The sequence below is a fragment of the Ruegeria hyattellae genome (assembly GCF_041537925.1).
Taxonomy (GTDB): Bacteria; Pseudomonadota; Alphaproteobacteria; order Rhodobacterales; family Rhodobacteraceae; genus Ruegeria_C.
Genome location: NZ_JBGOSH010000003.1, coordinates 174279 through 194899 on the forward strand (window position 1 = coordinate 174279; position 20621 = coordinate 194899).

Annotated in this window: 24 protein-coding genes; 11 read left to right on the top strand and 13 right to left on the bottom strand. The window is 54.9% G+C overall.

Annotation, left to right across the window (positions count from 1 at the left end):
* The first annotated feature begins 21 nt into the window (after positions 1 to 21).
* Genes AB1E33_RS08305 through AB1E33_RS08325 form a run of 5 tightly spaced genes read left to right on the top strand, consistent with a single transcriptional unit; the run spans position 22 to position 5557 of the window.
* Positions 22 to 885 carry an ABC transporter permease gene (locus tag AB1E33_RS08305; RefSeq protein ID WP_372576798.1) on the top strand — a complete coding sequence of 288 codons (864 nt, stop codon included), beginning with the start codon at positions 22 to 24 and terminating at the stop codon, positions 883 to 885.
* Positions 882 to 1667: an ABC transporter permease gene (locus AB1E33_RS08310; protein WP_372576799.1), complete on the top strand. Its 786-nt coding sequence runs from the start codon at positions 882 to 884 to the stop codon at positions 1665 to 1667. Before AB1E33_RS08305 ends, AB1E33_RS08310 begins: the two co-directional genes overlap by 4 nt.
* A complete protein-coding gene (locus tag AB1E33_RS08315) occupies positions 1667 to 2722 on the top strand; it encodes an ABC transporter ATP-binding protein (protein ID WP_372576800.1) in 1056 nt (351 codons plus the stop codon). Before AB1E33_RS08310 ends, AB1E33_RS08315 begins: the two co-directional genes overlap by 1 nt.
* A 40-nt stretch (positions 2723 to 2762) precedes the next feature.
* Positions 2763 to 3383 carry a cysteine hydrolase family protein gene (locus AB1E33_RS08320; protein WP_372576801.1) on the top strand — a complete coding sequence of 207 codons (621 nt, stop codon included), beginning with the start codon at positions 2763 to 2765 and terminating at the stop codon, positions 3381 to 3383.
* A complete protein-coding gene (locus AB1E33_RS08325; protein WP_372576802.1) occupies positions 3368 to 5557 on the top strand; it encodes an MGH1-like glycoside hydrolase domain-containing protein in 2190 nt (729 codons plus the stop codon). Before AB1E33_RS08320 ends, AB1E33_RS08325 begins: the two co-directional genes overlap by 16 nt.
* A gap of 104 nt (positions 5558 to 5661) precedes the next feature.
* Here AB1E33_RS08325 and AB1E33_RS08330 read toward each other — a convergent pair whose 3' ends face one another.
* The 3 genes from AB1E33_RS08330 to AB1E33_RS08340 all read right to left on the bottom strand — a co-directional run bounded on the left by AB1E33_RS08330 (position 5662) and on the right by AB1E33_RS08340 (position 8013).
* Positions 5662 to 5982 carry a hypothetical protein gene (locus AB1E33_RS08330; protein WP_372576803.1) on the bottom strand — a complete coding sequence of 107 codons (321 nt, stop codon included), beginning with the start codon at positions 5980 to 5982 and terminating at the stop codon, positions 5662 to 5664.
* Positions 5983 to 6031: 49 nt separating this feature from the next.
* Positions 6032 to 7075, bottom strand: coding sequence for a PLP-dependent cysteine synthase family protein (locus AB1E33_RS08335; protein ID WP_372576804.1), 1044 nt, complete (start codon positions 7073 to 7075; stop codon positions 6032 to 6034).
* A gap of 89 nt (positions 7076 to 7164) precedes the next feature.
* Entirely contained in the window at positions 7165 to 8013 is an 849-nt protein-coding gene (locus tag AB1E33_RS08340) for a glutathione S-transferase family protein (protein WP_372576805.1), read from the bottom strand.
* A 4-nt stretch (positions 8014 to 8017) separates the two neighbouring features.
* Between AB1E33_RS08340 and sigZ the strand changes: the two genes are divergently transcribed.
* Positions 8018 to 8575, top strand: coding sequence for an RNA polymerase sigma factor SigZ (gene sigZ / locus AB1E33_RS08345; protein ID WP_372576806.1), 558 nt, complete (start codon positions 8018 to 8020; stop codon positions 8573 to 8575).
* A 104-nt stretch (positions 8576 to 8679) separates the two neighbouring features.
* On the opposite strand, the gene AB1E33_RS08350 is transcribed toward sigZ, so the two are convergent.
* The gene (locus AB1E33_RS08350; RefSeq protein ID WP_372576807.1) at positions 8680 to 9135 is read right to left on the bottom strand and encodes a DUF8612 domain-containing protein; all 456 of its coding nucleotides are present in this window, start codon (positions 9133 to 9135) and stop codon (positions 8680 to 8682) included.
* A 117-nt stretch (positions 9136 to 9252) separates the two neighbouring features.
* A complete protein-coding gene (locus AB1E33_RS08355; RefSeq protein WP_372576808.1) occupies positions 9253 to 10008 on the bottom strand; it encodes an N-acyl homoserine lactonase family protein in 756 nt (251 codons plus the stop codon).
* 182 nt (positions 10009 to 10190) lie between these two features.
* Between AB1E33_RS08355 and AB1E33_RS08360 the strand changes: the two genes are divergently transcribed.
* Positions 10191 to 10547 (top strand): hypothetical protein, encoded by a 357-nt coding sequence (locus AB1E33_RS08360; RefSeq protein ID WP_372576809.1) that lies wholly within the window; start codon positions 10191 to 10193, stop codon positions 10545 to 10547.
* On the opposite strand, the gene AB1E33_RS08365 is transcribed toward AB1E33_RS08360, so the two are convergent.
* From AB1E33_RS08365 to AB1E33_RS08400, 8 genes are all read right to left on the bottom strand, one after another.
* Positions 10506 to 12218, bottom strand: coding sequence for a SulP family inorganic anion transporter (locus AB1E33_RS08365; protein WP_372576810.1), 1713 nt, complete (start codon positions 12216 to 12218; stop codon positions 10506 to 10508). The genes AB1E33_RS08360 and AB1E33_RS08365 overlap by 42 nt on opposite strands.
* Before the next feature lie 57 nt (positions 12219 to 12275).
* Entirely contained in the window at positions 12276 to 13949 is a 1674-nt protein-coding gene (locus AB1E33_RS08370; protein WP_372576811.1) for a bifunctional protein tyrosine phosphatase family protein/NAD(P)/FAD-dependent oxidoreductase, read from the bottom strand.
* Positions 13950 to 13963: 14 nt separating this feature from the next.
* Entirely contained in the window at positions 13964 to 14848 is an 885-nt protein-coding gene (locus tag AB1E33_RS08375; protein WP_372576812.1) for an MBL fold metallo-hydrolase, read from the bottom strand.
* Positions 14849 to 14865: 17 nt separating this feature from the next.
* The gene (locus AB1E33_RS08380) at positions 14866 to 15297 is read right to left on the bottom strand and encodes a DUF6691 family protein (RefSeq protein ID WP_372576813.1); all 432 of its coding nucleotides are present in this window, start codon (positions 15295 to 15297) and stop codon (positions 14866 to 14868) included.
* Between the two features lie 3 nt (positions 15298 to 15300).
* A complete protein-coding gene (locus AB1E33_RS08385; protein ID WP_372577266.1) occupies positions 15301 to 15732 on the bottom strand; it encodes a YeeE/YedE family protein in 432 nt (143 codons plus the stop codon).
* 2 nt (positions 15733 to 15734) lie between these two features.
* Positions 15735 to 15947 (bottom strand): YgaP family membrane protein, encoded by a 213-nt coding sequence (locus AB1E33_RS08390; RefSeq protein ID WP_372576814.1) that lies wholly within the window; start codon positions 15945 to 15947, stop codon positions 15735 to 15737.
* A gap of 86 nt (positions 15948 to 16033) precedes the next feature.
* Positions 16034 to 16705, bottom strand: coding sequence for a Crp/Fnr family transcriptional regulator (locus AB1E33_RS08395; RefSeq protein WP_372576815.1), 672 nt, complete (start codon positions 16703 to 16705; stop codon positions 16034 to 16036).
* A complete protein-coding gene (locus AB1E33_RS08400; RefSeq protein ID WP_372576816.1) occupies positions 16702 to 17166 on the bottom strand; it encodes an RrF2 family transcriptional regulator in 465 nt (154 codons plus the stop codon). The genes AB1E33_RS08395 and AB1E33_RS08400 overlap by 4 nt, the downstream gene beginning before the upstream one ends.
* A 106-nt stretch (positions 17167 to 17272) precedes the next feature.
* On the opposite strand from AB1E33_RS08400, the gene AB1E33_RS08405 reads away from it, so the two are divergent.
* From AB1E33_RS08405 to AB1E33_RS08420, 4 genes are read left to right on the top strand one after another with little or no spacing between them, the layout of a single operon-like run.
* Positions 17273 to 17899, top strand: coding sequence for a peroxiredoxin (locus AB1E33_RS08405; protein WP_372576817.1), 627 nt, complete (start codon positions 17273 to 17275; stop codon positions 17897 to 17899).
* A gap of 26 nt (positions 17900 to 17925) precedes the next feature.
* Positions 17926 to 19335: a cytochrome ubiquinol oxidase subunit I gene (locus tag AB1E33_RS08410; RefSeq protein WP_372576818.1), complete on the top strand. Its 1410-nt coding sequence runs from the start codon at positions 17926 to 17928 to the stop codon at positions 19333 to 19335.
* A 10-nt stretch (positions 19336 to 19345) separates the two neighbouring features.
* The gene (gene cydB, locus AB1E33_RS08415) at positions 19346 to 20347 is read left to right on the top strand and encodes a cytochrome d ubiquinol oxidase subunit II (RefSeq protein ID WP_372576819.1); all 1002 of its coding nucleotides are present in this window, start codon (positions 19346 to 19348) and stop codon (positions 20345 to 20347) included.
* The gene (locus AB1E33_RS08420) at positions 20347 to 20454 is read left to right on the top strand and encodes a DUF2474 family protein (RefSeq protein ID WP_372576820.1); all 108 of its coding nucleotides are present in this window, start codon (positions 20347 to 20349) and stop codon (positions 20452 to 20454) included. Before cydB ends, AB1E33_RS08420 begins: the two co-directional genes overlap by 1 nt.
* The last annotated feature ends 167 nt before the right edge of the window (positions 20455 to 20621 follow it).

Below are 20621 nucleotides of genomic sequence, written 5' to 3' on the forward strand. Positions count from 1 at the left end.
AGCAAAAGGGGGGAAGCAGCCATGTCAGCAGTGCTCGCAAGACAAGAAAGACTGAAGGTGTTCGGCCTGCTTTCTCCCGCCTATCTTTGGTTGACGGTGGCAATTTTCCTGCCGCTGTCAGCCATGCTGTATTTCAGTTTTCTGTCCGATGTGCCCTATGGAGAGACAGAGTGGTTTCACACCACTGAGAATTACACGGCATTCTTTCAAACCACCACTTACGCGACACTCCTCTGGAAGTCACTCAAACTGGGGCTGATGGTCACCGCAGTTTCTGTGCTTGTCGGATTTCCCTGTGCCTATGTTCTGGCCAAGGTCATCAAAGGCCGTTCCCGCGAGGCATTGTTCCTTTTGGTCATCCTGCCGTTCTGGTCCAACTCCCTTGTTCGGATATTTTCGTGGGCCATTGTGCTACGGGGCAATGGTGTGCTGGATTTGGGACTGAATGCGATCTTACCGTTCGAGGTCGACGTGAATCTGATGTTCTCAACCTATGCAATTGTGATCGGGCTGGTGCATTCCTATCTGCCCTACGTCATCCTGACCTCGTATTTGGCTCTCCAAGCCATTGATGACAACCTGATAGACGCAGCGCGCTCTATGGGGGCGGGGAAGTTGACGATCTTGTGGAGGATCATTCTGCCCTTGTCGTTACCTGGCCTATTGGCTGGAGCGGTATTGATCTTTGTCCCGGTGGTCGGCTCGTTCATGGAGCCTCGCATTCTAGGGGGGCGGGTCGGCACCTATTTCGGCACTGTTATCGAGGACCAGTTTGTCGCTGTTTTTAACTGGCCGCTTGGTGCGGCGCTGTCTTTCATCCTGCTTGCGGTTGTGCTGGTGATCCTTGCAGTCGCCAGCCCCGTATTGAAAAGGGCACAGACATGAGCGGGAAACTCCTTTCACAACTCGGCAAGCTTTGGCTCGCGCTGATCCTTTTCTTTTTATACGCGCCGATCATTGTCATGGCAGTGATGTCATTCAATGAGTCGCAATATTACCAATTGCCGTTCGAGTTCTCGATGCGGTGGTATGAGAAGCTGGCCGCCAATGCCGAGATCATAGACGCCGCGTCCCGCTCTGTGATGATTGCAGTCGTGACAACGATCATCGCTACACTTCTGGGAACCGCCGCCTCCGTTGCCTTGTTCCGGTTCGACTTTCCGGGCAAGCGGTTCTTGCAAGTCATGCTTTTTCCCCCAATTGCCATCCCGTGGCTGATCACCGGCACGGCCATGTTGATTTTCTTCTTCGGAGTTGGTTTGGGGCGCGGAACACCATCGGTGATCATCGGCCATGTGGCCCTTGCTCTGCCATACGTAATTGTTGTGGTCAGTGCCCGGCTGGCAACATTTGATGTCACACTGGAAGAGGCAGCGCGGTCCATGGGCGCAAATGGCTGGACCGTTACTACCCGTGTAACCCTGCCATGGATATCGTCTGGCATCATTGCGGGCGCACTATTCGCCTTTGCCGTCAGTTTTGACCAATTTGTTGTGTCATATTTCTTGTCCGAACCCGGCGATAGCACATTGCCGGTTCTGATTTACACCTCGATCCGCAAAGGGTTTACCCCGGAAATCAATGCAATCTCGACAATCATCATTGTCGTCTCAATGGCCGTGATGCTATTCGCCGCGCGGTTCTCGAACTTCGGAGGAGAACGTTAATGGCAGAAGTATCCGTTCAAAACGTCACCAAAAAATTCGGGTCGCTTAAAGCGTTGGACAATGTCACGATGGATTTTCCTGATGGCGGGTTCTTTGCCCTGTTGGGGCCATCGGGCAGCGGTAAGACTACGCTGTTGCGCACGATCGCCGGGTTCATTTTCACCGACGGAGGCACAATTCGAATTGGGGATCAATCGGTCGAACATGTTCCGGTCGAGAAGCGCGACATTGGTATGATGTTCCAGAACTACGCCCTGTTTCCCAACATGAGCGTAGCTGACAACGTCGGTTTCGGGCTGAGAGTGCGCAAAGTCGGTGCAGCCGAGGAGAAGCGGCGTGTGGGCGAAGCGTTGGATCTTGTCCAGCTAGGGCAACATGGTGACCGTAAACCTCACCAATTGTCAGGTGGCCAACGCCAGCGTGTCGCATTGGCGCGTGCCATGGTGACAAACCCCAAAGTGCTACTGCTGGATGAACCTCTGTCGGCGCTGGATAAGGCGTTGCGTATTGACATGCAGGTCGAACTCAAGCGCATTCAACGTGAAATCGGCATCACCACAATTTTTGTGACCCATGATCAGGAGGAAGCCCTGACCCTGTCCGACAAAATCGGCATTTTGCGCGATGGGCGGATGGTTCAGGCTGGCCCCCCGCGCGATGTCTATAACAACCCCCATGATATCTTCACTGCCGAGTTTTTGGGCGAAGCAAATATCCTAAGTGGTAAGGGCGACGCGCCGAGTGCTTTGCAATCGCCTGGTGCGGACATCAGGTTGCCATCCAACGCCGGAACAAACCCCGTTTTGGCAGTGCGCCCGGAAAACATGACCATCACGTCTGCCGAACCCGACGAGGACGGCTTGTCCAAAATGCCCGCCGCGCTGGTCCGCCGCATTTTCTCGGGGGCCATGGCGACCTGCGTTCTTGAAAGCAACGGCACTGTGTTCAAGGTCATCGCACGCGATCAGGATATTCCGGATCTGCCAGAAGGAGGACAGGTATGGCTGAGCTGGGATGCGAACAAGACAATCACGATCCCCAGCAATGTTAGCTGATAAAACGGCTCGACCCGTACGCCTGAAAAGAAGAATCTGAGTGAATACGTGCGCTTCAGAAAGTAGCCTTGGCTTATCAGGTCAAAACACTCTGTTCGTGTGCGTGGACATGCAAAACTTGTTTCTAGATCCCGGTGACTGGCAATGCCCCGGTGCAATGGGGATTATCCCAAATTGTCTGGCTCTGTCAGAAGCAGCAGCAGATCGTGCCCTGTTCACCCGATTTGTCCCAGCTTGGGCGGTCGATGATGCACAAGGCGCATGGAAATCATTTTATCAACGTTGGGCTTCGGTTACCGGATCGCAGGCTGGATTGGATCAGATCGAAGTCGTTACAACCCTACGCCACCTGGCTGTGCCAGAACGTACGTTTGACAAAGCCACATACGGGGCCTTCGAAAGCGCGGCATTCGCAAGTTACATTCGGCAAAAGTCGCCCGACAATCTTGTGCTTTATGGCATTGAAACCGATGTATGTATCTTGGCGACAGCGCTAAAAGCGGTCGATCTTGGCATTCGGGTTATGCTGCCCCGCGATGCGTTGGCCAGTAGCGATACAACCTCGCATCAAATGTGTCTGGACCACGTTTATCCGCGTCTGGATCAACAGATCGACATCACCGACACGCAGACCCTGCTCGCAGAATGGAGCCGCAGCTGACTTACCCTCAATTCAACTGGAACACTTGGGCAGCGGGGCGCCCGGCGGAACTGTCTCACCTGACAACCGGGTTGCGGATCACCCCGATCCTATATTCAGATCGGGCAACCGACCCAACTAGCCTGCCACCGGGTGATTTGCTGCGACTTGGTTGTCGGGGAATTCGCGACGGGCGCATCGAATTCGCGTCGATCCACGAGGATACGCAGCTCAACTGGACGTATGATCGCGGGGCGCATGATGACCTGACGCTCAACTGGCAATGCAAATCCCATGGTGAGTGGGGCCTGCGCTACTGGGTCAACCTGAGTCTAAGCGGCCCAGAGGGAACCGAGTTTTCCTACGACGAGATGACTGGGGTTCTTACAGGACAGGGCCGCAATTGGACTATGTCCCTGACTTGCGGACAAAAACCTTTATTGGTGACTGTTCACGAAACCCCAGAGGCGTTGATCGAAGAATTCGTTTCAAAAGGATATTTCTATCTTGGCTCGAGAGGCGTGTCGGGACAGTGTATTGCACTGCGTTTCAATCTGGATGAAACACCTGATTTGTCAGCCCAGCTAAGCATGGCACCAAACGTGCCGCACACGCCCGAACTGGTAGACAACTCTCCGCCTGTTGAACCTGCGCAATCAGCCTTGCAAGCAGTGCATGACGTTTTGTCTTGGAACCACGTGATGGACCCGGTCAACAACCGCCCATACACGGTTCTGACCCGGAACTGGGACCAACGGAAATTCGGTGGTTTTGGTGTGTGGATGAATGATAACCTCCTGCATGCGCTAATGTGGGTGATGTTCGACCCCAAAAAAGCACGGGAGAACATTGAAGCAGTTTTTGCCGGGCAAACAGAAGCTGGCAATTTCCCGTGTCTTGTCACTGGTAACGATGCCTGGCTTGACCGATCTCAACCGCCAATCGCATCCTATGTTGTCTGGTCACTGTTTCAGGTCACTGCGGACACAGCGTTCTTGAAATGGGCCTACCCGCGCCTGTTGGCGAACTACAGATGGTGGTGGTCACACCGAGTTCTGCCGGGGCTGGGTCTTGTTGGTTTCGGAACCAGCGCGGATGTTGGAAGCGGACTTTATAAGGGAACGAAACTCGGGGCCAGAAACGAATCCGGTATGGACAACATGGCTGTGCATGACGAGGCCGAATTCGACCCGGAAACCGGGCTTTTACTCTCTGCTGATGTGGGCTTGAATTCCATTCTAGCGCTGGATGGCGAGATACTTGGGCTCATGGCCGATCATCTCGGACGTCGAGATGAGACCGATGAGCTATCAGCAAAGACCGCCGCGCATAAGAATGATATCCAGACACATCTTTGGGATCCTGAGCGTGGGGTTTTTGCCAATCGCCTCACAAACGGTCGCTTTGTCCGCGCTCTGGCGCCGACATCCTTTTTCCCGATGTCTGCAGGGATCGCGACGTCTGATCAGGCGACCGCGTTGGTTGAGAATTATCTAACGCCTGAAGACAAGTTCGGTGGTGCTTTTACACTGCCATCAGCGTCCCGTGATCAGCCCGCATTTCAAGACAATGTATATTGGCGCGGGCGCGTTTGGGGGCCACTGAATTACTGGGTATATCAGGGGCTTAAACGCTACGACATGAATGAAAAAGCCAGCGACCTGGCCCAAAAAAGCATGGAGATGTTTGCGCAGAACTGGACGCACAGACAGTGTGGTGAAAACTACTGTGCCACTACTGGTGCAATTACCGATCAACCTGATGCAGACTGCTTCTACACTTGGGGCGCGCTCTTGCCGGTTCTGGCCGTTCAAGAGGTGGTATCAGAGACTGCTTGGAACGGGCTGGTAATTGATCCCGGACGTGTCGAGCGGCAGTTTGGGCCGCTCAAATGCAGTCTAGGTTTGGTGGAAATCTCAAGAAGCGAGAACAGCTGGACTCTCTACATAAACGGGCGGCCAAGTCTGATGGGTGCAGATACAGGTATTCTGCTTGACCTACGGTTTTCCGCATCCGGTTGCGCATTCCAGTTGGATGCCTCTGACCAAGCCGCGCGCGTATCATTCCCGGGAAGAACACCTTCACACGCAACCTTTGCAAACATCGAGCCGAACATTTCCAAGCACACAATCACGATCCCCCCGCACGCCAAACCCGAGACTCTGAAGGTTTCATTTGGGCTTGGCGGCTATTGATCAAGACGCGAATTGCTGCCGCATATGGAGGAGCAATGTCAGAGTCTGGACGACCGTGTTGCATGGAACGTGATTGAGGCGGATTGACCCAATAGCTCATCACTTCAGAATACGCGCTCATACGCCACACGACCGAATGCCGTCATGCGGTTGAGCGTCTTAAAGGCGATTTGCGTTTCCGCTCGTTGATTGTCGAAATCATCCGCTTGCAGGCGATCGCCGATAACTTGTTTCCACCTGCTGATCTGGGCCTCAACCTGTGATCCTTGATTGTATCGTGTCTCGGGTCGCCACTTCATCCTGCCATGTTCGGCGATGGACTCGATGTGTTGATTGCGCTGTGCATTCGCAGAGTGAACCGCGTTCTTCGGCGGGGGAACAACGATCTCAATCTTGGGCTCAAACTTCTCCTCAAGGCGGTCCACCACCCCCTGGCCGTCACATGCACCGTGCTGAGCGCTGCAATTGTCGGTATCAGGGCATCCAACGTTCCAATTCTTCGGTGTAGGGTTGAATGTCTCCGAATTGGCTGCCGACCCAGTCCGGATCATAGTAGGTATCCAGATATCTTTCCCCGCTGTCACACAGGAGCGTAACGATAGAACCAGTTCTTTTGGCGGCATTCATTTCCCTGGCAATTTTTAGTGCACCCCAGAGATTGGTGCCCGTTGAGGCACCCGCCCGCCTGCCTATCATCTTTTCAAGCCACAACATCGTGGCCACACTGGCGGCATCGGGCACCTTGATCATCCGATCGATAACATCCGGCTGGAACGAGTTCTCGACCTTAGGGCGACCGATCCCTTCGATTCTGCTGGACGCATCGGACGTCAAGCTCCGGTCGCCCGTCTGGTAACTCTCAAAGAATACCGAGTTCTCTGGATCAACAACAGTCAGCTCGGTATCATATCCCTTGTAGCGGATGTACCGACCTAGCGTGGCCGACGTTCCACCCGTGCCGGCGCTCATCACCAACATTGCCGGCACCGGATGCGGTTCGCACTCCATCTGTCGAAAAATACTTTCGGCGATGTTGTTGTTGCCGCGCCAGTCGGTCGCGCGCTCGGCATAGGTGAACTGATTCATGAAGTAACCACCAATGGACTTCGCTAGTTCGATTGATGTGCCGTGCATCTCGGGTGCCGAAGAAACGAAAAGTGTTTGGCCGCCATAAAACTCGATCAGACGAATCTTGCTGTGCGCAGTACTTTCCGGGATCACGGCAACGAAAGGTACGCCGATCATGCGCGCAAAATAAGCCTCGGATACCGCCGTGCTGCCCGAAGAAGCTTCGATAATCGTAGTGTCCTCTTTGATCTTGCCGTTGCAGAGAGCATAGAGGAATAGCGACCGCGCCAGCCGATGTTTGAGACTACCGGTTGGGTGGGTGCTTTCATCTTTGAGATAGATGTCTACATTACCCAGGCGTGAATTTGGCAGTTTGAACAGATGCGTATCCGCTGACCTGTGTGCGTCTGCATTGATCTTTGCGATAGCATTGGCAACCCAACGAACCATATTTTCCTCGCTTTGGTATCATTCAAAGTTAATCAACTATGCGCCCGCCCATCTGCCTAAGGCAAACGGGCGGGATGGGATCGATGAAATCACCCGCAGCAACCGCCAGCCTTATTGTGCTCGGGCTTGCTGTGAGGCTCATTCAGACTAGCGCCGCGCCCAAGCCATGTCCGTTCGGCCAGGTAAAAATCCGAAAACCTTTGGTGAAAATCCTCAGGCACGGATTTCGCAGGGATGCCGGTTTCCAACAGGACCTGTTGCCAGCCTTTCACCTTAGGGAATTGGGCTAGCATATCGTAGCCGCGGTGTTCTTCGACAATCGCCGCCCGATGCAGCAATGGCAGCCAAGCGAGATCCACGTTGCCAAATGCGTCCCCTGAGAAATAAGGACCATCACCCAATTGGCGTTCCGCCTTCTCGAAAGATTTGTGTAGCTTTGCCTCGCGTTCGTCCAGCACAGTCTTGTCTCCGCTCTGCATCATGCTGCACTGCACCAGATAGTGCTTGGAGGCCTGATAGCTCCACGCCCGGTTGATCGCGCGCTGTTCAGCTGTCAGCCCCAATTGAATCGGTGCTGAGATCTCGTCGATATATTCAACGATAGCGTCAGACTCGAAGAGCGATTGGCCAGCCTCTGAAATCAGCATTGGCACCTGAACTGTCGGCGAAATGTCCAAAAACCACTCGGGCTTGTTCTTCAAGTCGATATACTCGATGTCATAGGGAATCTGTTTCGCCTCCAGCATTGCGGTGACACGCTGTGCGAATGGGCAGATTTTGAAACTGACGATCTTGATCATGGTTGCAATCCCTCTTGTTTGATCCGACTTGTAAGACGAATGACGACGCAAAAAGACGAACTGTTTGGAAGGAAAAAATACAACCACCTGAAATAAATGTGTTTTTATTACCTGCCGCGCAGTGACAGAGGAGGTCAATCGAATGAAGCAAGAGGCCCCTGATTTGGAGGGTATCTGGTCGGAGTACCGCGCCAGCCTGACTGCCTTCCTCCGCTCTAAGATATCAAATCGCGATGATGTCGACGATCTGCTTCAGGAGATATTGCTCAAGACTCATCATAGTATCGGAAGGCTCGACAAGGCTGAGAGCCTGAAGTCGTGGCTGTTTCAGATCTCGAACAACACGATCATTGACTTCTACCGGAGCAAGGGACGCTCAGACGCAGTTATCCCGGAAGATCTCTGGTACAATAACAGGGACGATGACGATACACATGTACTGGAAGGCTGTGTCGCACCCTTTGTCGAAGCGCTGCCAGCCGAAATGCGGCGACTACTAATCCGGGTCGATCTGCAAGACACTTCACAAAAGGACTATGCGGAAGAGCTTGGCATCAGCTATTCGACGCTTAAATCCCAGGTGCAGTCCAGCCGGCGCCAGTTGCGCAAGCTCTTTGAAGATTGCTGCGACTTCTCCCTGGATGCGCAGGGAAACATCGCTGACTATCGTCGTAAAACAGATGGCCGCGACGGCTGTTGAACCAAAAGGGCGCTCAGCGGTTTGACATGGGCGGGCGTTGAGTTTCTTTAACACTTGGTTGTTTCTTGACACGGGGCTATTGCCAAGCTCGAACGACTTGTTGTTCAGCCGAGGAAGTACTTCGGCAATGCCGGTATCAACAAAGTGGGATTTCGGCTGCTTGATATCCGCTTGCTCTTTCCGGGCATCCAAGCGCTCAGCTTGGTCACCATCGAAAGCCGCATGAGAATGTCGAGGCACTGGTCGACTGTCTCACGCATGAGTTTGGCAAACTTGGCCAGCTGGGATGTGTTTGTCTCCTGCGCGGTCCGTACGCCCATCTGGCCGATCAAGAGGCGCAGGGCATAGGGTTTGCGAACGGGCATTACGTCAGCAACGTCGCGATTTACATCGGCATCAATATAATCGCGATACTGCCGCTGTCGCGCACGTAATGGCAGATCGCGGATTTCAGGAAAACCAACGGCAACTATCAGGTCGACATATTGTCTGCGCCCCAACGGTGTAGGGTTAGAGATCTGTGCCCGCGAGGGCGGATCCTGCATCGCCCAGTCGATCACGTGTCAGCACCCGGCCACGCGAACCGCCAACCTAAAGATCCATCTTGCCCAGAGGGGGATGTCCATACATATCGCAAACTTTGGCCAACATGTTGCGCCTCGGCGCTGTTTTAGCGGCTAGTCGTATCCGTCGGGCGCCTTTTTTAGCTCGGGCCATTGTTCCGGGCTGTGCCCATAAATCACAAATGCATCTCGTTGTGCAGCCAGTTTCATAAGCCGATCTGCGCTGGCAATTGCCGCGGCTTCATCCCACGACCCGGCGAACTCTTCTTCGATTTCCGCCGGTCGGGAAATGGCGTCGCTGGTCAGCAAGATCGCGCCGGACGGTAGCTCGACCATCAGCGCAATCTGACCAGGCGTGTGTCCGGGCGCTTCCAAGACCTTAAGACCCGGTCCAACCAAAACATCGCCTTCCACCTCAAGATAGTCGCGATTCGGCCAATCCAAGGGTTGAATTCCTCCCCAGTACAAGGGCCGTGGTAACGAGCGTTCTTTGGTTGAAATCAAGATTGGCGCGTTAGGAAAAGAACTTAGCCCGCCTACGTGATCAATATGGGTGTGAGTGCAAATTTGAAGAGTAATATCGTCAGGGGCCAACCCAAGTTTGGCAAGCTGTGCATGGGGCAGGTTCTCAGGTCCGCATTCAAGAACTTCGCCAAATTCGTATAGCTGGTCTTCCTTTGATGCCGCTTCTGTATCCACGGTATATTTTTTGGGAAAGCCAGTGTCGACAAGGATGTTCTCACCACTATCTGTGCTGATCAGGAACCCGCAGATACCGATGATCCGGCCATTGGAATGAACCTTGAAGAGCCCATAGTCCAGCACCACCAGTGTCAGCGGCCACCCTTTGACAAAGCCTTCAGCCTTCACGCGCAGTCTCCTCTCGTATCCGGCAAGCATTGAAGGTGGGATATGAAAGTCAAGATGCGCAGGTTGTTTGAATAGGAATTGCCAAATTGTTGGCGGCCGGTTTTGAAGCGATAGAAAAGGCAGGGTTATGCGGATCTGTTGCAGATTTTTTGACCCTTGACCGCCATCAGGTTAGCGCGTGATTGGCTGTCGATGGCGGTACGATTTCCGGCCACAGGGCAACGCAAAACTCGACCATTTCAGGTGTGACTGGCACCTCGGCACGCGCGTTATCCGAATGGCTGGCGTGTGCCGAGGTGCCTTGGTCCATGAGGACCAAATCCGGTTTGTTTTCAGGAATTCTCTTTGAGCTGTTTTGCCCTCCGCAATTGACAAACGAACTGGCCAGCCTGGAAAAACGCGTCGTGCTTTTGCAAAAACGGGACAGGTTCGGTTCCAAAAAGATATCCGCCTTGTGCAAATCGCTCTTCCAGCATGTTTCTATCCCGATTGAAACTTTAAGCGTCCTCAGCGAGATAGCTGGCACCTTCAAACTGTGAAAGAAAGACCTTTCCGGTCAACTCAGACAGGAAATGAGCACGTTTCAAACGATCCATCACCGGGCCTTTCACTTCTGATAAATGCAAGCTCACGTCCATCTCGCGCAGGCGCTCGTTAATTGCTTCCAAGGATTCCAATGCGCTCAGATCAATTTCGTTGATGGCGGAGCATTGCAGGATCACGTGACGAATTGCTTTGTCCCCCGCGACCCGCGCTTGGATCTTATCCTCAAGGAAGCGCGCATTGGCGAAGTATAGGCTTTCGTCAACGCGCAATGTCACGACCCTAGGGTCTGTGATCACCTCATGTCGCAGAATATTGCGGTAGTGTTCGGTTCCAGGCACCTGGCCGACTTCGGCGATATGCGGCGCGGACGATTTATAGAGATGTAACAGGATCGACAGGCCTACACCCGCAGAAACGCCCGCTTCGACCCCGATGGCGAGGGTGATCAGGATCGTGGCCAGAACAGCGGCGAAATCCGCTTTGGAATAACCCCAGCTGCGTTTGAGGATCGAAAAATCCACAAGGCTCAGGACCGCGACGATGATCGTGGCCGCAAGCGTCGCTTTGGGCAGAAAGTAGATAAGCGGGGTCAGGGCAAGCGCTGCGATAGCAAGGCCGATGGCGGTAAAAGCGCCCGCTGCAGGCGTTTCCGCCCCAGCGTCGAAGTTCACAACCGATCGAGAAAACCCGCCGGTGACTGGAAAACCGCCGGTGAGTGATGCGCCAATGTTGGCAGCACCCAGACCGATGAGCTCCTGATCTGGATCGATCCTTTGGCGCTTCTTGGCAGCCAGTGTTTGAGCAACCGAGATCGACTCCACAAAACCGATGACCGAAATCAGGAATGCAGGCAGCAGAAGCTGACCCAAGAGCGCGGGTGAGACAGATGGCAAGGTGAAAGGCGGCAAGCTTTGCGGCACCTCGCCCACGATTTTGACCCCCCTGTCAGCAAGGCCTAAGGCCCAGACTGCCAGCGTCGTCGCCACGACGACGACAACTGGGCCGGTCTTGACCAATACACCTATTAGCCCTGCACCCAGTCCAAGGCGGGTCAAGAGCGGTTTCAATCCTTTGCGGACCCAGAACAGAAACCCAGTGGCGAGCACCCCGATCACCGCAGTGATCCAATTGGTCTGGGACAGGTGGCCAAATAGCGAGACCACAAAGTCCAGCAAATTGTGCCCATGCGCATCGATCCCAAGGATGTGTTTAAGTTGGCTGGCCGCGATGATAATGCCCGACGCAGTGATGAATCCGGCAATCACAGGGTGCGACAGAAAATTGGCGATGAACCCCAGTCGAAACAGTCCGATCGCCAGCAGCATCACACCGGATAGGCCTGCCAGCGAAAGAGCCGCGACAGCAAACCCTATCGTGCCTTGTTCGGCGATGTTGCTCAGCGCTGCGGCGGTCATCAGTGAGACGACCGCCACCGGCCCGACCGCCAGCGCGCGGCTGGTGCCGAACACAGTATAAAGCAGGATTGGCACGATCGACGCGTAAAGCCCGGCCTCCGCCGGAAGCCCGGCCAGCAACGCATAGGCCAGCGATTGCGGGATCAGCATAATCGTTACGATCAAGGCTGCCATCAGATCGTTTGAAAGGGCCATGCGTGTATAGTCGCGACCCCAGCTCAGGATCGGCAAATATTGGGACAGGGTCATTGATGTCTCGGACAGTGTTGGCCGCCTTGCTCAGTTGCAGGCAAGGCGACGAGGACATTATTCAGCGGCGATCTTTTCAGGCTTCGCCATCCATTCGCGCCCTTTCAGCATGCCTTTCCAGTAGATCGGCGGCAGCATCTTTTCCTTGAGGAACCAAGCCGTTCTCGTTGGCTTGGTGCCATCAACCAGATACTTCGGGAAACTCGGCAGCATTGCACCGCCGTAACCAAACTCAGCCAGCACGATCTTTCCCCGCTCCACGGTCAGCGGGCAGGACCCGTAGCCGTTGTATTGTGCGACAGGGGACCCACCGCGCATGTCAGCCACAATGTTCTCCGCCACAATCGGTGCCTGAATACGCGCCGCCGCTGCCGTCTTGGCATTCGGAGCATTCATCACATCACCCAACGACCAGATGTTATCATAGGTCTTGTGCCGCAGCGTGGCCTGATCAACATCGACCCAGCCTGCCGCGTCTGCGAGGGCGGAGACACGGATGAAGTCAGGTGCTGTCTGCGGCGGGCACACATGCATCATGTCGAAGTCCATCTCAACCCGCTCGACCGGGTTATCTGGCTTGGCCACGTCGAACCATGCCTTTTTCGCCGGTCCTTCGACTGCGACGAGATTATAAAAGAAGTTTAGGCTGGCGTCGTATTTCTTAACGTACTCCATCAGCGCAGGGACGTAGTCTTTGACCCCAAACAGCACACCGCCCGCGTTGTTGAACTGGATGTCAATTTTTTTCAGAACGCCGCGCCGGTGCCAGGCATCGCCTGACAGATACATCGCTTTCTGCGGTGCGCCTGCGCATTTGATCGGCATAGGCGGCTGGGTAAAGATAGCGCGACCTTCCTTCATCCCTTGCACGAGTTCCCACGTGTAGGGGGCGAGGTCATAGCGGTAATTCGAGGTCACGCCGTTCTGGCCCAACGTATCGACAAGGCCCTCAATCTTGTTCCAATCCAACTTCAGCCCTGGGCAGACGATCAACCGCGTGTATTTCACAACGCGGCAGCCATCGAGGATCACGGCGTTGTTTTCAGGTTCAAAGGCCGCAACAGCAGCTTTGATCCAACGCACCCCTTGAGGGATCAGAGAACCCATGGTGCGGGATGTCTGCTGCGGCTCAAAGATACCGCCGCCAACCATGGTCCAGCCTGGCTGGTAGTAATGAATGTCGGCGGGATCGATGATCGCGATCTCAAGCCCTGGCTTGCGAGCTTTCAGGCTGGCGGCAGCGGCGATCCCGCCCGCGCCTGCACCTACGATCACCATGTCATATTGGGCATCTGCCGTATCAGTAGGTGTTTTGCTGCCGTTCACGATCCGCCGCACAACACCCCTCATATCATAGCCCGCCGCCTTAGTTGCAGCGAGGATATCGGCGACGCTGCGCGTCTTAGCCTGAGACAGGGACCAGAGTGTTGCAGAGCGTGTACCTGTGCGACAATAGGCGAGCACTGGACCGGGCAAATTGGCTGAAGCGGTGTCAAAAGCGGTCGCATCCTCGTCGGACACTTTGCCCGAAACTATCGGCTGATACGTCGCTTCTATCCCAACCTTCTTGGCTGCTTTTTCAATCTCGGCAAAAGTTGGTTGATCGGCACCTTCGCCATCAGGACGGTTGCAAATGATAGCGCGAAATCCAGCGTCCTTGATCGCCTGCATGTCCGATGCGGTGATCTGCGGGGTTACAGACAGGTTTGCGGCAAGGGTTTTGATATCCATAATCCTGATCCTCCTTACAGACCGTTAACCGGCACTTTGAGCATCGGATTGCCGTTGTCATCTGTCGGCACTTCACCCGCACGCATATTCACCTGCAAAGACGGGATGATCAGCTTCGGCACCGCGAGTTGCGCGTCCCGTTCAGTGCGGAATTTGACGAACTCTTCTTTGGTTTTGCCTCCGCCAACGTGGATGTTATGGGCTTTTTCTTCGCCCACGGAGGTTTCCCAGGCAATGTCGCGCCCATTGGGGCCGTAGTCGTGGCACATGAACAAGCGCATATCGTCGGGCAGGGTCAAAACCTTCTGGATGCTGTCATAGAGCTCGCCCGCGTCACCGCCGGGGAAGTCCGCCCGAGCAGAGCCGCCGTCGGGCATAAAGAGCGTGTCGCCGGCGAAGGCCGCATTGCCGATCACATGCACCATACAGGCGGGCGTATGGCCGGGTGTATACATTGCGAAGCCCTGCATATTGCCAATTTCGTAGGTGTCACCGTCCTTGAAAAGCGCATCAAACTGCGACCCGTCGCGCTGAAACTCGGTGCCTTCGTTGAAGACCTTGCCGAAGGTTTCCTGCACGACCATTATCTTTTCGCCAACACCAATCTTGCCGCCCAGCTTTTGCTGGATGTAGGGAGCAGCACTCAGGTGATCGGCATGGACGTGGGTTTCGATGATCCACTCCAGCTTGCCGCCCATCTCCGTGATGCGCGCGATCAGGGCGTCGGCGTGATCATAGGTGATCCGCCCGGCGGCGTAGTCGATATCCATGACGCTATCTATGATTGCGCAGGCTTCCGACGTTGGATCCTTGACGATGTAGCTGATGGTGTTCGTTGCGTCGTCAAAGAACGCTTCGACCGCGGGTCTCACATCCATGTTCACTGGATAAGGCGTCATTTTCATTTCCTCCGATTTCAATGTGTTGCTGTTGCCGTGCCCGCCGAAGCCAAAAGGCGGCGCAGAAAAAACCCGACAACCACGGCGAGTAGGAAAAGTGCGACTTCCCATCGACCCGTACCAAGCGCTGGGATGGCGGCACCCGGACAGAACCCAGCGATGCCCCAGCCGATGCCGAACAAGGCAGAGCCACCGACAAGTTTTTTGTCGATGTCGGTTCCGGTGGGGACTTGGAATCGCCCTTCGAACAGCGGTGCGCTTCGTTTCCACGCCAGCCGATAGCCAATGGAGGTGACGACAAGAGCGCCTCCCATGACAAAGGCAAGGCTGGGGTCCCATGCTCCCGCAAAGTCGAAGAAGTTAAGGACTTTGGTCGGGTCCATCATTCCTGAGATCGCAATGCCCAACCCAAAGACAAGGCCCGTGATAAGTGCATAGATCAGTTTCATAGCTTAGCTTCCAATCACGTGGCGGATCAGGAAAACGGTGATCGTCGCCGTCACCATGAAGGTCGGAACGGCCACAAGTGACCGGACCGAAAAACGCGACAATCCGCAGACCCCATGGCCCGAAGTACAGCCTGACCCAAGGCTTGCGCCGAGGCCCACAATGATCCCGCCGATGACGATCATGACTGGGCTAACGGGGATGGTGAGCGCGGGCATCGACCCGGTGACGGCAAAGAGCAAGACGGGGGCTGGGATCATCCCGATCACCAGCGCGACACGCCAAGACAGTTCTTCTCGATTCTCAAAGAAGACGAGCCCTGACAGGATACCCGTGGCCCCAAATATGCGCCCAAGGCCCAGCATCAAAAGGACGGCCGCAAATCCAATCAAGGCACCGCCACCAAGCGATTGAAGTGGGGTGAAAGTTGTTTCCAAAATCATAGCTTGCAGGTCCGAATACCAAAGATGCGATAGAGCGGGCAAAACTTCCTTACCGATGTGCCGAGCATCAGGAGGCCCACTACGACCGAGATAATCGTCGTAGCGGTTCCGTTGAATATGGCCAGCCCGCTAACAAAGGGTGCGGCCAGCAGGACGATGCCCAAAAGGGCGCGGAAAATTCGGTCAAGATCGCCAAGATTCGTCATCATGTCGCTGTCTCCTATAAAAGATCTAAATTAAATAGTCCTTTTACCGACATGGTTCAGTGACATTGTCACCAAACATTCGAATTTATTTATGAGTTGTGATTGGCGAGGGTTTGAAGCTGTTCGCGGTCTACCAATGACACGCTCCCGCGCGCCTGTTCGATCCAGCCACGCCGCTGGAACTCCTGCAACTGGCGAGAGATTACTTCGCGTGCCGTACCAAGCTCGACCGACAGCTTTTGATGAGTGGTTGCGACTTTGTCCGCTCCGCCGGACAATTTAAGGAGCCTATCTGCCAGCCGCACATCCAGCCTCTGAAAAGCGACTTCGTCAATCATCAAGAACAGATCGGTGATGCGTTTGGAAAAGGCGGCAAAAACGAAATCGCGAAACGGTTTTGACCCAGCTACCAAATCGTCAAACACTTCTCGGGGAATGGCGGCAGCCTTAACGACCGATTCCGCGATGCCTTCTGCCGAGTAATCGTCATAAGCCAAGAGGCAAGCCGTTGTTAGCACGCAGCTTTGTCCAGCTTCGATCCGGTAAAGCACGATCAGGTGGCCCGTCTCAGAGACTTGCTGCACGCGAACGGTGCCATCCAACAGGAACAACATGTTCTCTGGCGATTCACCGGGGCCGAAAACCATTGTGTCTTTGGGGATGCTCACGATTGTACTTCGCGTCGTCAGTAGTTGTTTGGTCGGCAGATCAAGCCGCGATAGACCCGGAAACCGTTCGACCCAATCAGCATAGTTGGTCATGTGGCAACCGTCTCGGTTCTCGGTATTTCAAGAGGAGAAATGCGGTCCATCAGTTGGCCGCGATTGGCTGCGATGTCTGCGATTGTCAGGTCATCCAAAACGGCCATGAAGGCCGCCGTCGCCTCCTGCATTTTGCGCGACAGGATGCAGATTCCCATCAACGGGCAGGTGTTTTTTTGGGGGTTAAAGCATTCGACAACATCCAATGGCCCTTCGGTCAGCCGGACAACCTCGCCGACGATGATGTCTTCGGGTGGGCGGGCCAGGCGAAAGCCTCCGTTGCGGCCCCGGACGGTTTCCAGATATCCGGCTTTGCCCAGCTCATACACGATCTTCATGATGTGCGGGCGCGACAGGTTGTGGATTTGGGCCACGTCATCGATGCGCACGAGGTCGGGCGACTTTAGAGCTGCAAGTTGCAGCGAGCGCATTGCATAGTTGGTGTAGCTGGTCAGTTTCATAGGTGCTTCCTGTTGCCGCATTAAAAGATATATTCAAACTATTGCTTTTGTAAATAGGCTGCGCTAGGTCACGTAAAAGAACCATTCTAAATATAGGAAATACGAGATGACGCTTCGTATCGGCGACGCAGCCCCCGACTTCTCTGCGGATACGACAACCGGACCCATCAAGTTCCACGAATGGATTGGTGAGGAATGGGCCTTCTTCTTTAGCCACCCCGCGGATTTCACCCCAGTTTGCACCACAGAAATGTGCCGGACGTCGCAGCTGTCGGAGCAATTCACAAAGCGAGGCGTCAAGGCCATCGGCCTGTCCACTGACACGGTGGAAGAACACGTCAAATGGATCGACGATGTGTACGACATCCAAAACACTGACCTGCGTTTTCCGATTGTTGCGGATGCGGATCTTAAGATCGCCAAACTTTATGATATGATCCATCCGAGCGAGTGCGAAACAGCCGCCGTACGCTCGGTCTTCATCATCGACCCGGATAAGAAAATCCGCCTGACGATGACGTACCCGATGAGCGTAGGGCGCAACTTTGCTGAAATCCTGCGCGTGGTTGATGCACTGCAAACCGGCGACAAGCACAAGATCGCGGCACCTGCCGATTGGATGCCGGGTCAGGACGTGATCATCCCACCATCTGTCTCGGATGCGGATACGAAGGTGGCTTTCCCTCAGGGATTTGAGACGCTTCGCCCCTACCTGCGCAAAGTCAAAATCTAACCCTTGCCGCCCGATGGAGCACGCCAATGTTTGATGGTTTCACAGCAGAGACACTTGCCCGGATACAATTCGCGTTCACTGTGTCGTTCCACATAATCTTTCCCGCGTTCTCAATCGGGCTGGCAAGCTACCTTGCTGTGCTAAACGGCCTTTGGTTGCGCACACGCGATAAGACTTATCTGACTCTGTTCACCTATTGGAAAAAGGTCTTTGCCGTGGCGTTCGGCATGGGTGTCGTGTCGGGCATCGTGATGTCCTATCAGTTTGGCACCAACTGGTCGGTATTCTCGGACAAGACCGGGCCGGTGCTTGGCCCACTCATGGCCTATGAAGTATTGTCCGCTTTCTTTCTCGAAGCCGGGTTTCTTGGCATCATACTTTTTGGCCGCGAGCGCGTGGGTGACAAGTTGCATATGTTTGCAACGGCAATGGTCGCCTTTGGAACGCTGATGTCCGCGACATGGATCCTATCGGTGAACTCATGGATGCAGACGCCTGCGGGCTACGGCATCAATGAGTTGGGGCAATTCGTACCCGAAGATTGGTGGCAGATTGTCTTTAACCCGTCCTTCCCATTCCGCCTGACGCATATGGTGCTGGCGGCCTACCTCACTACGGCATTGGTTGTTGGCGGCGTAGGGGGCTTGCATTTGTTACGCAACCGCGAGGACGCACCCGCGCGGCGGATGTTCTCCATGGCGATGTGGATGTTAGTTGTCGTTGCCCCCTTGCAAATTTTCGCGGGCGATATGCACGGGATCAACACGCTGGAACATCAGCCTGCCAAGGTGATGGCTATGGAGGGGCACTACGACAGCCATCCCCATGGTGCGCCGCTGATCCTATTTGGCATCCCAAACCCAGAAAAAAAGCGGATCGATTACGCGATTGAAATCCCGCATTTGTCCAGCATGATCCTCAAGCACCACTGGGACGCCCCATTGGACGGATTGGATACAATCCCCGACGATGAAGAGCCCCCAGTTGCAATTGTTTTCTGGAGTTTCCGCGTCATGGTTGGACTTGGCTTTGCTATGCTTGGGCTAGGCGCGTGGGCTGCATGGCGGCGGTATCGCGGGCGGCTTTACGATACGCCAATGCTGCATCGTGCTGCAATCGTGATGGGCCCCATGGGATTTGTCGCGGTCCTCGCTGGCTGGATCACCACCGAAGTTGGCCGCCAGCCCTTCACCGTCTACGGGGTACTGCGCACGTCCGACAGCCTGGCCCCGGTAGCCGCACCTGCCATTGCAGCATCGCTGATCGCCTTCATCGTGGTCTATTTCTTTGTCTTCGGGGCGGGCACTTTTTACCTGCTGCGGATGATGAACAAGGCTCCTGCCACACCGCAGCTTGGTCTGCGCGATGGCCCGATCCGGACCGCCGGAATCACCCCAATTGCCCAAACCAATCCAGACGCTATCCCTGGTAAATAGGAGCAGAACAATGTTTGAACTTTCATTTATCTGGGCTGGCATCATTGCCTTTGCAGTCCTGACCTATGTGATACTAGACGGGTTCGATCTGGGCGTGGGCATCCTGTTTCCTTTCGCCAAAAGCGAGCGAGAGAAGGCCACCATGATGAACTCCATCGCGCCCATTTGGGATGGGAATGAGACGTGGCTGGTCATGGGCGGCGGCGGCCTCTTCGCTGTGTTCCCGCTCGCCTACGCCGTCATCATGCCCGCGCTTTATATGCCGATCATCCTCATGCTGCTCGCGCTCATCTTCCGCGGCGTGGCGTTTGAATATCGCTGGCGGACAGGGCGATGGAAGCCGGTTTGGGATGTGGCGTTCTTCGGTGGCTCCCTCATTGCGGCCTTCATGCAAGGCATCGCACTGGGAGCCTTGGTTCAAGGTATAGAGGTTGCAGACCGCGCCTATGCCGGTGGCTGGTGGGACTGGCTGAGCGTATTTTCCATCTTGACGGGATTTGCGGTTGTGATCGGGTATGCATTGCTCGGCTCCACCTGGCTAATCCTGAAAACCGAAGGCAGCCTGCAACGTCAGATGCAGGGCTATGCGTGGTGGCTGGCCGCTGGAACACTTGGGTTCATCGGCATCGCCAGTGTCCTGACGCCATTTCAGGACCCGGTGTATTTTGAGCGGTGGTTCAATCTGCCTGGCTCCGTATTGAGTGTCTTGATGCCGGGTGCGGTTCTGGCCGCGACATGGGCGCTGTTCACAGGCCTGAATGCTAGCAAAGACGGACAGCCGTTTCTGGCAGCCCTAGCCCTGTTCGTTTTATGCTTCATCGGCATCGGGATTAGCTTCTATCCCAACATCGTACCCCCCAGCCTGACAATAGCCGAGGCCGCAGCCCCGGATGAAAGCCTGCTGTTCGCTCTTGTGGGAACGGTCGTGCTGGTACCGATGATCCTTGGATACACCGCCTACGCCTACTGGGTGTTCCGGGGCAAAATCGATCCTGAAGAGGGGTATCACTGATGCGCTTCGAACCTCTTCGACGCTTTGCATGGTTTGTCGCCCTTTGGCTTCTGAGCGTTGCAGCTCTTGGACTTGTTGCATACGCCATAAGGCTTGCGGTTCTGTGATCCTAGAATGTTCCGCGCAAGCGGCAGGGGTGGGGTTATTGGATCATCGAGCCGGAGGGCTTGGTTGAACATCATCCCTTACGGTTCAATTGCAACGGAACAAACAACCGCTAGAGATTTGCGCGTCGAGGTCGGGTTCAATGACCGCTTCCGCAACTGGGCCTCAT